Raw genomic sequence first — 12,821 nt, forward strand, 5'->3', positions numbered from 1 at the left:
ATGTCTTATCCACATCAGATTTCTTGGTGTAACGAATTTTCAAGTGCTTCTTGCTAAAGCAAGCTTCAACCCGATCACTCCATGGTCGGGTTTTTTTTGCCTGCGTTCAGCGATTCACTTCCGTAATGCTGAAATCATGGATATCAAGCTCAAAAGCTTCGGCCAGCTCGCGCCAGGTGTGGTACTCACGTCCATCAATACTGACATGATGGGTGGAGTCTCCGGCGCGGTGCACTTCGCTTTCGCTGATTTCGTTGATGGCGTCGAGCAGGGCATCAACATCAACGTTCACTTCGCGCTTGGCAGTATCGCTATACTCTTTGGCAGTTTTCATCGCGGGGCCCTCATATGTTCTCCCACCCTAAAGTATAGACCGTTGAAAAAAACACCTATTGGCGCGTCGGACGCTGTCAGCACGGGCGTTTTGTTCTACACTGGCTGAAGTAAAAGACAGGAGAAAAGGTATGCAGGTTAACGATCGAGTAACGGTCAAAACGGACGGTGGCCCGCGTCGGCCAGGTGTGGTGCTTGCAGTAGAGCAATTCAGTGAAGGGACGATGTACCTGGTTTCGCTGGAAGATTACCCGATGGGGATCTGGTTCTTTAATGAGTCGGGCCATGATGACGGCATTTTTGTCGAAAAAGTAGGCTAAACGTCTTTCCACTGGCGGAGCAATTCCGCCAGTGCAGCGCATTATTTCAACGCATATTGACGTAGATCCCGCTCGTTACATTATCTGTCAATCGGACAACGTGATAAATAACCTGTTTATTGTGGGTTTTTATTTTCTTTTTAATATTACCTTTATGTGATGATACCGTTTTAGCCTTAATATTCATCTGGTCGGATATTTGAATCGTTCCCTGTCCCGACATCCACATCTTTAGCATATTCGATTCAGTCCTGCTTAAAGATAATGTGGGGATGTTAACCCGGCTAACGTTATCGCTAATCTTCTGCAGATAATCCGCCAGAATACCGTCCAGGGATTCAGGTTTAATCGATTTCGAGCTAATAAGCAGATTATCCCGAACCAACAGATACTCATCAAAATGGATATTGGCAATTGCCATAAATACGATAAAAAGTGTCCTGGGGTGTTGATTAATGATCTGCTTTATTTGCTGACTGCTGTCTGTATCGTGGATAAAGCAGTCTTCATTAATGAACACGACAGCCGGGCGTAATGTCCCGCAGGCCTCTTCAAGCTCACTGATGGTCTCGACGTCGCCGATATCACGTTTCCTTATCCCCCGGCTGGTCAAGTACCCGGTTAGTCCAAGCCGGGTGTAACTGCATAGATCCATAATAATCGTTGACATGGCATACCCTCACTCAATGCGTAACGATAATTAACCCATAGCCCGATTGTCTCTTATTTGTCACAACGCGCTAAACCTGTACTGACAAAGAGCAAAGGAAGAGAATCGGGCGACCTCAACTATCCCGTAAAGTTACGTATAATTTGCCAGGAATCATCTTAAAGTAAAGTAAATGTTAGGTTCTGTGAGGGCCGTAAAAACAATTAACCCGCGCCAGATATATCCTGGTAGATGTTTTTGAAGTCGGGTTTTAAGAATATCCTTAGGATATCCCTTTTATTATCATGGAGAACTTATCTTTGGCATCTCGCTGATAATATCTGCTAATAGATCAAACAATTCGCTGAATAGATGTTCACAGAAAGGGGCAATGAGGGGCATTAACGCGGCCATCAAAATAATACCGACGGTCAGGGTAATCGGGAAGCCAATAACAAACACCGACAGCTGTGGGGCCATGCGGTTGAGCATCCCCAGAGCCAGGTTAATGGTTAACAGCAGGGTGATTACCGGCAGCGCCAGCATCAGCCCGTTGAGGAAGATAAGTCCACCCGCGCGGGTCAGAGCCATAAAGGCGTTGCTGTTGAGTGGATGGCCGCCGATCGGCAGGGTGTGAAAAGTATCGACCAGCAGCGAAATCAGCCACAGATGGCCGTTAAACACCAGAAACAGCAGCATCGCCAGCATATCCATAATGCGGGCCAATACCGGCATACTCAAATGGCTGCTGGGGTCGACGAAGGTCGCAAATGACAGGCCCATCTGCAGGCCGATAACCTCCCCGGCGGTTCGCACCGCGGCGAACGCAAACTGCATGGTAAAACCGAGCGCAGTGCCAATCAGGATTTGCTGCAACGACAGCCATAGCGCGTTCGGGGAAAATAGCGTCACGTCGGTGGCGGGCAGGGAAGGCGCGATAATAAAAGTGATGATAATCCCAAGGCCCAGCTTGACGCGCTTCGGCACCGATTTTTCACTGAGGATTGGCGCGGTGGAAATCAACGCCAGCACGCGCAGCAGCGGCCAGAAATAGAGGCTAAGCCAGTGCAGCCATTGGTCGCTGGTGACGTGTAACATCTGTCTTATCCGATGATGTATGGCAGGTTGGTGAACAGCGTACGCACATAATCGAGCAGCAGGTTCAGCATCCACGGGCCAGCAACGATAATCGCCACGAATACCGCGATGATTTTTGGAATGAACGACAGGGTCATTTCGTTAATCTGGGTTGCCGCTTGCAAAATACTGATCAGCAGGCCGGTCACCAGCGCCACCAGCAGCAGCGGGGCTGCCAGCGCCAGCGCGACTTTCATGGCCTCCGTGCCAAGCATCATTACCGATTCAGGCGTCATGGCGGCAATCCTTAACTGTAGAAACTTTGAGCCAGCGAACCCACCAGCAGCTGCCAGCCGTCAACCAGCACGAACAGCATCAGCTTGAATGGCAGCGCAATGGTTGCGGGGGGGACCATCATCATCCCCAGCGCCATCAGTACGCTGGCGACCACCAGGTCGATAATCAGGAACGGAATAAAAATGGTGAAGCCAATCTGGAACGCGGTTTTCAGCTCGCTGGTCACATACGCCGGCAGCAAAATACGCATTGGAACCGCTTCCGGGCCCTGGATCGGCGGCGTATTGGCCAGACGGGCAAACAACGCTAAATCCGCTTCACGGGTCTGGCGCAGCATAAATTCACGCAGCGGCTGTGAGCCTTTATCAATCGCCTGTTCGAGGGTGATTTTATCTTCGCTGAACGGCTGATAGGCGTCGTTATAAATCTTGTCGATAACCGGTGACATGATGAAAAACGTCAGAAACAGCGCCAGGCCGAGCAGCACCTGATTCGGCGGGGCAGAAGCGGTGCCGAGGGCGCTGCGCAGCAGGCCAAACACGATGATGATGCGGGTGAAGCTGGTCATCATCAGCAGAATAGCGGGCAGGAAGGTCAGCGAGGTGATAAACACCAGCGTCTGTACCGGCAGCGACCAGCTCTGACCGCCGTTAGGCAGCGGTTGGCTCACCAGACCCGGCAACTGAGCGAACGCTGCGGGAGACAACAGCAGCAGCGCGACAAGCGAAAAGGACAACAGGCGGCGCATCAGAGTCTCCCAGGACGCTTGATAACGGATTTCATCAGTGATGCAAAATCGGGGGTTTCAGGTTTAGGCGCGTCCGGGTCGATAACCGTCGGCGGCAGTTTGTGCAGCAGCGTGACCTGCGCGGCGGTCACGCCGAGTACCAGACGGGCATCTTCCACGTCGACAATCACCACGCGCTCGCGCTGGCCCAGCGTCGCACTGGCGCTGACTTTTAACGCTTTGGTCGCGGTATTTTTTACGCCGCTTATGCCAAAGCGTTTTGCGAGCCACGCTGCTATCAGGATCAGCAGAATAATGCCCAACAGCGCGCCGCTGACTTCAATCAGCGGAGACGATGGCGGGGCCGTGGTGACCGGATGTAACATGCCAGGCTGGGGTTTCATCTTAGCGGCTCAGGCGACGCATACGTTCGGACGGCGTAATGATATCCGTAATACGCACACCGTATTTGTCGGCAACCACCACCACTTCACCCTGGGCAATCAGATAGCCGTTGATCAGAATATCCAGCGGCTCACCGGCCAGACCGTCCAGCGACACCACCGAACCCTGCGTCAGGCGCAGCAGCTCTTTGATGGTCATCCGGGTGCGGCCGAGTTCAACGGTCAGTTTGACCGGAATATCCATGATCAGGTCAATGTCCTGCAACGTACCGCTGACGTCGCCGCCACCCAGTTGCTGGAACACCGCGTCGGCGGCACTTTTGCTGCCGGTTGTTTTCTGTTCGCTTAACGCTTCAGCCCACAGATCGTCCATCGCACCGCTGTTTTCATCGGACGGATTATTCATATCACTCATTTGGGCTGTTCCTCATTCAGCGAATTCAAAATCGGGTTGATCAAATGCTCTACGCGCAGCGCATATTGACCGTTCACCGTGCCATACTGGCTGGTCAATACCGGCACACCGTCTACATTGGCGATAATGCGATCCGGTTTGTCTATCGGCAGCACATCGCCTGGCTGGAGTTTTAAGATCTGCGACAGGCGCAGAGAGATGTCGGCAAAATTAGCCACCAGCTCAAGTTCGGAATGCTGTACCTGGCGAACCAGATTTTCGCGCCAGTTCTGATCTTCACTGCGGGAGTTCTCCAGCGGCGGGTTGACCAGCAGTTCGCGCAGCGGCTCAATCATGCTGAACGGCAGGCAAATATTAAATTCACCGGTCAGGTTGCCAATTTCCACATGGAAGGGGGTATTGACCACGATGTCGTTCGGCGAGGTGGTGATGTTGGTGAATTTCACCTGCATCTCGGAACGCACGTACTCCACTTCCAGCGGGTTAATCGCTTTCCACGCGTCGCTATAACCTTCCAGCGCCAGCTTCAGCATGCGGTTAATCACGCGCTGTTCGGTGTGCGTAAATTCGCGGCCTTCCACTTTGGTCGGGAAACGCCCGTCGCCGCCAAACAGGTTGTCGACGGCGATAAACACCAGGCTTGGCGAGAACACAAACAGCCCGGTGCCGCGCAGCGGCTTCAGGTGGATAAGGTTCAGGTTGGTCGGCACCGGCAGGTTGCGGGCAAACTCGTGATAAGGCTGAATGCGGATCGCGCCGACGGTAATGTCCGGGCTACGACGCAGCAGGTTAAACAGCCCCATACGGAACTGACGGGCGAAACGCTCGTTAATAATTTCCAGCGCCTGCAGGCGTTCGCGCACCACACGACGCTGGGTATTAGGATCATAGGGACGAATTTCACTCTCGCCGGGGGCACCGGCCTGAGGTTCATCGCTCTTCTCGCTGTCGCCGTTCAGCAGCGCGTCAATTTCGGCCTGAGAAAGAATACTGTCGCCCATGGGATTACCGCAGTATGAAAGCTGTATACAGCACGTCAGTCACATCCTGCTTCGGTTGGCCCGCCACCAGAGGTGGTGCAAGTGTCTGTTTGATGGCGTTCACCAGGTCTTGTTTCCCGGTATCCGTCGCCAGTTTGTTTGCATCCTGACGGGAGAACAGCAGCAGTAAACGGCTACGCACTTCCGGTAGGTATTCGTTCAGTCGCGAACGGGTCGCTTCATCTTTCAGACGCAGCGTAATGCCAACGTAAAGCACACGATCGGCGTCGCCCAGGTTCACCGTAAAGGTATCCAGCGCCCAGAACACCGGCGCCGGTGGCGGCGGAGCCTCTTTCTTCGCATCAGCGGAAGGCTGCTGCTGCATACGCCAGTAGCTATAGCCTGCGGTTGCGCAGGCTGCGAGCGTTACCAGCACCAGCAGTGGGATCCAGATTGAGCGCTTACTTTTCTTTGTTACCGCGGTGTCTGTCATCGGTTACGTCTTTCCTGTATTCGGTACTGCTTATCAGGTGATTATCCCGACTTAAGTCCAGCTCAAAGGGTGGAAAAGACGGGAATAATCGTGCTACCTCTGGCGTTAGGCGAACGTGTCGACGCTGCCGTTCCCCCGGGCCTGCGCTTGCAGACTCACCGGAACGCTCAGGGTCTCTTCTTCATCGGCAGCAAATGCCCGACCTTCAGCAGAACGTTGCGAAGAAGACTGACCGAAAGAGGATTGCTGCTGTTGTTGTCCGGCAAAACTTTCGCCGCTGACGTTGCTCTGCGACAGCTGAATACCGTTATCCGCCAGCTGCGTGCGCAGCGTCGGGATAGCCGCTTCCAGCGCGGCACGCACGTGACTGTGCGGTGACATCATCTGAATTTGCGCCTGGTTATCGTCAATCTTGAGGGTGATATTCACCTGGCCTAAGTTTTCCGGATGCAGCTTAAGCTCGGCGGTTTGCTGGCCCTGACGGGTAAACAGCGTGATCTGCTGGCTAACGTTCTGCTGCCACTCCGGCGTACCGAGCTGAGAGTTGACGGTCACCACTGGGTGCGTATTCACCGTGGCGGTGGCGTTGCTGATAACAGGGGCGATGTTTACCGTCGGCGCCGCGGCTGAGAGTGAACTGTCGGCATCGGTTTTCGCTGCGGCTGCAGCCACCAGCGGGGTGCTCTGGCTGCCGGCGGCATCGTCAACCTGAACGGTTTGCAGGCCATGCGCCGCCTGAGGCAACGTAAATTCCTTACCCGTGGTATGCCCGGTATTGCCATTGCCGACGCGGGTTGCCGTAGATGCTAATTCTGCAAAGCCTTTCGCAGAAGAACCGGACGTAGCAGTCACGCCAGCTGTCTGGGTCGCGGGCAGTGCGGCGGTGGCGGTCGCGGTATGTGGCAGCATCGCCATCAGCGCGCTCAAACCGGCCATCTCTTCATCACTCAACGACGGTTTGTCGTCGCTCTTTTGCAAATCTTTGGTCAACTGCTTTACCACGTCGCTTTTGGCTTCTGGCGTCAGCGTGCTCAACACCGACTGCGCGTCGGCCAGTGTGGTGGCGTCCAGCGTCTTCGCATCCGCGTCAGTCTGCTGCGCCAGCAGTTTGCTGAGCGTGGTTTTGGCCTCGCTCTGAGGCAGTTTTTGGCTCGCTTCCTGGAGGTCGGCCAGCGTCAGCTTGCCGTCTTTGCCCGTCTTACCGGACATCGCGCCGGAGAGCAGGGCAAAAAAGTCCTGAGCGCTGTCAGCGGTACCGGTGGTCGCGCTACTTTGTCCAGAAGGGGAGATGTCGGTATCACTGACGATAAGTTTCGGCAGAGTAATCATTCGGGTTTCCTTAAGGTGGCACGCTGGGCGAACTCATCCATTTTTTTCTGGTCCAGACGGTTTTCCGCCAACAGTGTCGCAGCGGCCTGTCGGTCCTGTAGCGTCTGCCATGCCTGCAAACGCTGCTTTTTCTCACGCCAGGCGTTCAATGCCTGCTCGACTTTACGGTTCCACAGCAACAGCTGCTGGCGATGCTGATCGATAGCCTTTTCCAGGGTCTGAATAAACTGCTGATAATTCTGCCAGCGCAGGCTGGCCATGCCCTGAGACATGTTGTCGTTCAGGTTATTCTGGTACTCAAGCTGGTAATCCATCAGCATCTTCAGTTGCTCTTCCGCCTGCTGGCAGCCGCGTCGCATCTCGCCCAGCTGCAGGGCGGCGTTGTCGACGTCTTTTTCGGCCAGTTCTTTCAGCGTGGTTAATGCGCCATGTTCAGCCATGATGATTTACTCCTGCTCTCAGGTTGCCGGGAAGATAATCTCAAGTGCCTGAAGTGACTCTTCCCAGTCTGCTTTTTCGAAAATACCTTGTTGCAGAAAGCCCTCCAGCTGCGGCCACAGCGCGATCGCCTTGTCGAGCATCGGATCGCTGCCTTTGGCATACGCCCCGACGCTCACCAGGTCGCGGTTGCGCTGGAAGCTGGAAAGCAGTTGTTTGAAGTTTCTCACCCGGGCGTAGTGCTTCTCGGTGATCAGAGACGTCATGGCGCGGCTGATAGAGGCTTCGATGTCGATGGCCGGATAGTGGCCCGCTTCCGCCAGACGGCGGGACAGCACGATGTGGCCGTCAAGGATCGCGCGCGCGGAGTCAGCGATTGGATCCTGCTGATCGTCGCCTTCGGTGAGCACGGTATAAAAAGCAGTGACTGAGCCGCCGCCGCTGATGCCGTTCCCGGCGCGTTCAACCAGCGCGGGCAGCTTGGCAAATACCGAAGGCGGGTAGCCTTTGGTCGCGGGCGGTTCGCCGATAGCCAGCGCGATTTCACGCTGGGCCATGGCGTAACGGGTCAGAGAATCCATGATCAGCAACACGTGCTGACCACGGTCACGAAAATCTTCGGCAATGCGTGTGGCGTAGGCCGCCCCTTGCATACGCAGCAGCGGAGAGACGTCAGCGGGTGCCGCGATGACCACCGAACGCGCGCGTCCATCGGCCCCGAGAATGTTCTCGATAAAATCTTTTACTTCGCGACCACGTTCGCCAATCAGGCCCACCACAATCACATCGGCCTGGGTGTAGCGCGCCATCATGCCGAGCAGCACGCTTTTACCAACGCCGGAACCGGCGAACAGGCCCATACGCTGACCGCGTCCAACGGTGAGCAGGGCGTTAATCGGCCGCACGCCGGTGTCGAGCACGTGTTCAATGGCGGTACGCTGCAACGGGTTAAACGGCTGGGTGATTAACGCGCCGGTTTCGGTGGTGTCCGGGGCGGGCAGGCCGTCGAGCGGTTTACCTGCGCCGTCGAGTACGCGCCCGAGCAGCGCCGGGCCGAGTGGTAACTGTTTCCCGCTTTGCAGACCGTCGCCGGAGGCGTTACGCGCATACACGCGTGCGCCAGGCAAAATGCCTTCCACCTCTTCGAGTGGCATCAAAAACAAGCGCTGACCGTTGAAGCCCACCACTTCGCTTTCCACTTCGTGCGTTTCGGTTCCGTTCTGACGTTCAATAATGCAGGTCGCGCCGAGCGGCAATTGCAGCCCGGTGGCTTCCAGCACCAGCCCGGTGGCGCGGGTCAAACGCCCATAGCGCCGCACCGACGGCAGCTGCGTCATTTTGGTTTCGAAATTATCGAGTGTGTTGAGCCAACGGGTCAGGCGAGCGGTCATTACACCACTCCCGGAGCGGCCAGGCGGCACAGCTCCTGCCAGCGGGTGGCGACGCTGGCGTCGAGGTCACCCTCATCGGCGGAAATTTTACAGCCACCATGGTGCAGCGACGGGTCACCGCGCAGTCGCCATCCATGCAGGCTTAGCGTTGCGCCGACCATATCTTCCACGCGCTGTAAATCGTCAGGGTGTACGCGCAACTGCGGTTTGCCACTGAACAACGGTTCCTGCTGCAACAAAGCCTGAATCTGTTTGATCAGCGCCGAGTTATCGACAATCGGCGCCTGGCCGATCACCTGACGCGCAGCTTCCAGCGCCATTTGCATCAGACGCGAAGCGATCACGCTGTCCAGCGCATCCAGCGTGTGCTGGAACTCACTGACCAGCTGCTGCATCCGTGCATGCAGTGGGATCTGCTGCTGTTGCGCCTGCGCCTGGCCCTGTTCGAGGCCTTGCGCTAAACCTTCCTGATAACCCTGTGACTGTCCGGCGGCGCGACCTTCTGCCAGTCCGGCGTTATAGCCCTGTTCGTGGGCCTGCATCTGTATCTGCGCCAGCTGCTGTTGCAGCTTTTGCTCTTCGGAAATCTCATCGACCGGCTCTTCGACGCGGCTTTCACTGAACTCTGGCACAAACGCCTGCATCGGTGGGGCGAGGTCGTCAGGCTGCCAGATTTTCCAGGGTGTGGAATCAGACATAAGTGTCGTCTCCGCTGCCAATCACCATCTCGCCGGTTTCCGCTAAACGACGCACAATAAGCAGAATCGCTTTCTGTTCGTTCTCGACCTGAGACAGACGAACCGGGCCACGGTTGGCCAGGTCGTCGCGCAGGATATCGGCGGCACGCTGGGACATATTGCGCAGGAACTTCTCGCGCAGCGGCTGTTCGGCACCTTTGAGTGCGATGAGCAGGGATTCGGAATCCACTTCCTGCAACAGGCGCTGGATGCTGCGGTCGTCCACTTCGACCAGGTTTTCGAACAGGAACATCTCGTCGATGATTTTCTGCGCCAGCTCGCCGTCGAATTCGCGTACGGCAGTAATGACCGCTTCTTCCTGCTGCGTTTTCATCAGGTTGATAATTTCTGCCGCGGTTCTCACGCCGCCCATTTTGCTGCGCTTGAGATTCTGACCGTCGAGCAGGTTGTTCAGCACTTCGGTCAGCTCCGCCAGGGCCGCTGGCTGCACGCCGCCAAAGGTGGCGATACGCAGCATCACGTCGTGACGCAGACGCTCGTCAAACAGCGCCAGAATATCCGCGGCCTGACCGCGTTTGAGGTGCACGAGGATGGTGGCGATGATCTGCGGATGCTCGTCGCGAATAAGATCGGCGGCGCTTTGTGGCTCCATAAAGTTGAGCGTTTCGATACCGCTGGTGGTTTCGCGGGTTTCGAGAATATCTTCCAGCAGGCTGGCGGCACGCTCTTCGCCCAGCGCTTTCACCAGCACCGAACGCAGGTATTCGTTGGCGTTAACGTTCAGCGCCGCATACTGTTCGGCTTCCTGCTCAAACTCTGCCAGCACGTCGGTCAACTGCTTGTTTGAAATCTGACGCACGTTGGCCATCGCCGCACTGAGGGTTTGCACCTCGCGGGTGTTGAGGTGCTTGAACACCTCCGCCGCGCGATCTTCGCCAATGGTCATCAGCAGGATGACGCTTTTATCGGTACCTGAAAGGGTCGTGTTACTCATGGTCGTTGCTCATCCACTGGCGAATGACCAGCGCGACGACGCGCGGATCGTTGTCTGACATTTCGCGAATACGCTGGCTCATCACTTCTGCGCTCAGACGCTGGTTAACGCGACGACTCTGCAGTTGTTCATCTTTGCTGAGGCGAACTTCCACCGCATCGGCAGTTTCGCGCTCCATTTTCGCTTCTTCCTGCGCGGCTTTAGCGATTTCCTCGCGGCGCACCAGCTGTGGACGCACGGCTTTGCGCCACAGGATCCACGCCACCAGGGCAATCAGGACCCAGCGTCCGGCGGACAGCATCTGGTCGATGAACGACTGCTGTTGCCAGAATGGCAGTTCGCCACCGCTTTCGTCGCCTGCGGTAAACGGTGAGTTGACTACGTTCAGAGTGTCGCCGCGGGTAGTGGAGTAGCCCATCGCTTCGCGGGTCAGATCTTCAATTTGCTTCATCTGATCGGCGGTCAGCGGCAGCGGCTTGCCGTCCGGCAGATTTTTGTAGTTCACCACCACCGCCACCGACAGGCGCTGGATATCGCCGACGTTCATTTTGGTGTGACGAATCGTCCGGTCGACTTCGTAGTTGGTGGTTTCGTTACGCGAACTGTTGCGCGGCCCGCTCTGGGTATTCGTGCTGGTATTACGCTGCTGACCTTGCGCACCTGCCTGCTGGTTCGCTGGTGGCGTCGAGATAGGGGCATTCGGCGCGGGAGCAGGGGAGTTGGACAATGCCCCCGGCACGCCGCCTGGGTTCTGGCCGCCTACCTGCTCGCTCTCATTCACCTGACGCGAACGCATTACTGCCTGGCTGGCATCGCCGTTCGGGCTGTATTGCTCTTCAGTCTGCTCTTTATTGTCGAAGTTGATCTGCGCGGTGACCTGCGCGTGGATGTTTCCGTTGCCAACAATCGGCGACAGAATCGATTCGATGCGGCGCTGCACGCGGGCTTCAACATCAGAGGCATATTTCAGCTGAGCGTCATTCAGGTCGCGATCGCCGGTATTGGATTGGGTCAACAGATGACCGCCCTGATCGACCAGCGTCACGTTGCCCGGCGGCAGGCCGGCTACAGCGCTGGACACCAAATGTACCACCGCCGCAATCTGGCCTTCATCAAGCGCACGGCCCGGTTCGAGGTTCAGGGTAACGGAAGCAGAGGGGAGTTTCTGCTCACGCACAAATAATGAAGGCTTCGGCATGGCCAGATGCACGCGGGCGCTTTTCACCGGGCCGAGCGTTTCGATGGTACGGGCGAGTTCACCCTCCAGCGCACGCTGATAGTTCACCTGCTCGCTGAACTGGCTGATGCCGAATTTTTCCTGATCCAGCAGCTCAAACCCAACCGCACCGCCTTTTGGCAGACCTTGCTGGGCGAGTCGTAAACGCAGCTCATGCACTTTATCGGCAGGCACTTCAATGGCGCCGCCGCTATCGGCAAAGCGATACGGGACGTTCATTTGCTGAAGCTGAGTGACGATGGCACCGCCGTCCTGATCGGTCAGGTTGCTGAACAGCGTGCGGTAGTCAGGCGCTTTCGCCCACAGCACCAGCGCGACAACGATCGCGACGGCGGCTGCGCTGGCAACCATTAATGGGATTTTCGGGTTGGCGCGCAGGCGAGCGACCCACTCAGGCATCTTGGTTGGTGTCGTGGTCGTGGCTGTCGCGCTCATTGCGCACCTCGTGAATCCAGGTCGATGGCGTTAAACGTGTACAAAAGCAAGGCTGACTCCCGGTCGGCAAAGGCAAAATGGGTGCTATGCCATTATTTGTTGTTCCAGAATTTTCTATGGGTCAAATAGTCGAGGTTTTTAACGTTAATTAGCGCCTTTATCTCATTGACAAACTGATAATCTTATTCTCAATGACATCGACCAGGGGGATTAACATGGCCATTACAGGTATCGAAGGGGTATTGACGCAGATGCAGGCTGCGGCCAGCGTCGCGCGCAATCAGCAGGTGGAAGAACAGCCGTCTATCAGCTTTGCGGGCCAGCTCAATGCCGCCCTCGATCGCATCAGCGATACGCAAAACAGCGCCAAAGCGCAGGCTGAGAAATTTACCTTAGGCGAGCCGGGGATTGCATTGAATGATGTGATGACCGACCTGCAAAAATCCTCCGTATCGCTGCAGATGGGCATTCAGGTGCGGAATAAGCTGGTGTCGGCCTACCAGGAAGTGATGGGCATGCAAGTTTAGGTCCGCACCACATCACCTGCCACCAGGGCATAACTTTTTCCCGTCGACACTTCCCGTTACTGCGTTAGCGACCATAC

Annotated in this window: 17 protein-coding genes; 2 read left to right on the forward strand and 15 right to left on the reverse strand. The window is 56.2% G+C overall.

Features of this window, described 5'->3' with window-relative positions; translation table 11 throughout:
* Positions 1-106 precede the first annotated feature (106 nt).
* Positions 107-334, reverse strand: a complete 228-nt coding sequence (yodD, locus tag MUU51_RS17290; protein ID WP_110509607.1) for a YodD family peroxide/acid resistance protein — start codon at positions 332-334, stop codon at positions 107-109.
* 130 nt (positions 335-464) lie between these two features.
* Between yodD and dsrB the strand changes: the two genes are divergently transcribed.
* On the forward strand, positions 465-653 hold the full coding sequence (dsrB, locus tag MUU51_RS17295; protein ID WP_159753313.1) for a protein DsrB: 189 nt from the start codon (positions 465-467) through the stop codon (positions 651-653).
* A 46-nt stretch (positions 654-699) separates the two neighbouring features.
* On the opposite strand, the gene rcsA is transcribed toward dsrB, so the two are convergent.
* From rcsA to fliF, 14 genes are all read right to left on the reverse strand, one after another.
* A complete protein-coding gene (gene rcsA / locus MUU51_RS17300) occupies positions 700-1,323 on the reverse strand; it encodes a transcriptional regulator RcsA (protein WP_159753315.1) in 624 nt (207 codons plus the stop codon).
* 282 nt (positions 1,324-1,605) lie between these two features.
* Positions 1,606-2,400: a flagellar biosynthetic protein FliR gene (gene fliR, locus MUU51_RS17305; protein WP_159775457.1), complete on the reverse strand. Its 795-nt coding sequence runs from the start codon at positions 2,398-2,400 to the stop codon at positions 1,606-1,608.
* Between the two features lie 5 nt (positions 2,401-2,405).
* Entirely contained in the window at positions 2,406-2,675 is a 270-nt protein-coding gene (gene fliQ, locus MUU51_RS17310; protein ID WP_110509611.1) for a flagellar biosynthesis protein FliQ, read from the reverse strand.
* Positions 2,676-2,686: 11 nt separating this feature from the next.
* The gene (fliP, locus tag MUU51_RS17315; RefSeq protein ID WP_258968212.1) at positions 2,687-3,424 is read right to left on the reverse strand and encodes a flagellar type III secretion system pore protein FliP; all 738 of its coding nucleotides are present in this window, start codon (positions 3,422-3,424) and stop codon (positions 2,687-2,689) included.
* The gene (gene fliO, locus MUU51_RS17320; protein WP_159775453.1) at positions 3,424-3,807 is read right to left on the reverse strand and encodes a flagellar biosynthetic protein FliO; all 384 of its coding nucleotides are present in this window, start codon (positions 3,805-3,807) and stop codon (positions 3,424-3,426) included. Before fliO ends, fliP begins: the two co-directional genes overlap by 1 nt.
* A 1-nt stretch (position 3,808) precedes the next feature.
* A complete protein-coding gene (gene fliN, locus MUU51_RS17325; protein WP_110509614.1) occupies positions 3,809-4,222 on the reverse strand; it encodes a flagellar motor switch protein FliN in 414 nt (137 codons plus the stop codon).
* Positions 4,219-5,223 carry a flagellar motor switch protein FliM gene (gene fliM / locus MUU51_RS17330; RefSeq protein WP_159775451.1) on the reverse strand — a complete coding sequence of 335 codons (1,005 nt, stop codon included), beginning with the start codon at positions 5,221-5,223 and terminating at the stop codon, positions 4,219-4,221. The genes fliN and fliM overlap by 4 nt, the downstream gene beginning before the upstream one ends.
* Positions 5,224-5,227: 4 nt before the next feature.
* Complete coding sequence (fliL, locus tag MUU51_RS17335) at positions 5,228-5,695, reverse strand: flagellar basal body-associated protein FliL (RefSeq protein ID WP_159775449.1); 468 nt, start codon at positions 5,693-5,695, stop codon at positions 5,228-5,230.
* Positions 5,696-5,800: 105 nt separating this feature from the next.
* Positions 5,801-7,024, reverse strand: a complete 1,224-nt coding sequence (fliK, locus tag MUU51_RS17340) for a flagellar hook length control protein FliK (protein ID WP_258968213.1) — start codon at positions 7,022-7,024, stop codon at positions 5,801-5,803.
* Positions 7,021-7,464 carry a flagellar export protein FliJ gene (gene fliJ / locus MUU51_RS17345; protein WP_258968214.1) on the reverse strand — a complete coding sequence of 148 codons (444 nt, stop codon included), beginning with the start codon at positions 7,462-7,464 and terminating at the stop codon, positions 7,021-7,023. Before fliJ ends, fliK begins: the two co-directional genes overlap by 4 nt.
* A gap of 18 nt (positions 7,465-7,482) precedes the next feature.
* Complete coding sequence (gene fliI / locus MUU51_RS17350; RefSeq protein ID WP_258968215.1) at positions 7,483-8,853, reverse strand: flagellar protein export ATPase FliI; 1,371 nt, start codon at positions 8,851-8,853, stop codon at positions 7,483-7,485.
* Entirely contained in the window at positions 8,853-9,551 is a 699-nt protein-coding gene (gene fliH, locus MUU51_RS17355) for a flagellar assembly protein FliH (RefSeq protein ID WP_258968216.1), read from the reverse strand. The genes fliI and fliH overlap by 1 nt, the downstream gene beginning before the upstream one ends.
* Positions 9,544-10,545: a flagellar motor switch protein FliG gene (gene fliG / locus MUU51_RS17360; protein ID WP_110509621.1), complete on the reverse strand. Its 1,002-nt coding sequence runs from the start codon at positions 10,543-10,545 to the stop codon at positions 9,544-9,546. The genes fliH and fliG overlap by 8 nt, the downstream gene beginning before the upstream one ends.
* The gene (gene fliF / locus MUU51_RS17365) at positions 10,538-12,217 is read right to left on the reverse strand and encodes a flagellar basal-body MS-ring/collar protein FliF (RefSeq protein WP_258968217.1); all 1,680 of its coding nucleotides are present in this window, start codon (positions 12,215-12,217) and stop codon (positions 10,538-10,540) included. The genes fliG and fliF overlap by 8 nt, the downstream gene beginning before the upstream one ends.
* 215 nt (positions 12,218-12,432) lie before the next feature.
* On the opposite strand from fliF, the gene fliE reads away from it, so the two are divergent.
* A complete protein-coding gene (gene fliE / locus MUU51_RS17370; RefSeq protein ID WP_159775439.1) occupies positions 12,433-12,744 on the forward strand; it encodes a flagellar hook-basal body complex protein FliE in 312 nt (103 codons plus the stop codon).
* Positions 12,745-12,821: the final 77 nt, after the last annotated feature.

Source organism: Scandinavium manionii, assembly GCF_024764775.1.
GTDB classification, from domain to species: Bacteria; Pseudomonadota; Gammaproteobacteria; order Enterobacterales; family Enterobacteriaceae; genus Scandinavium; species Scandinavium manionii.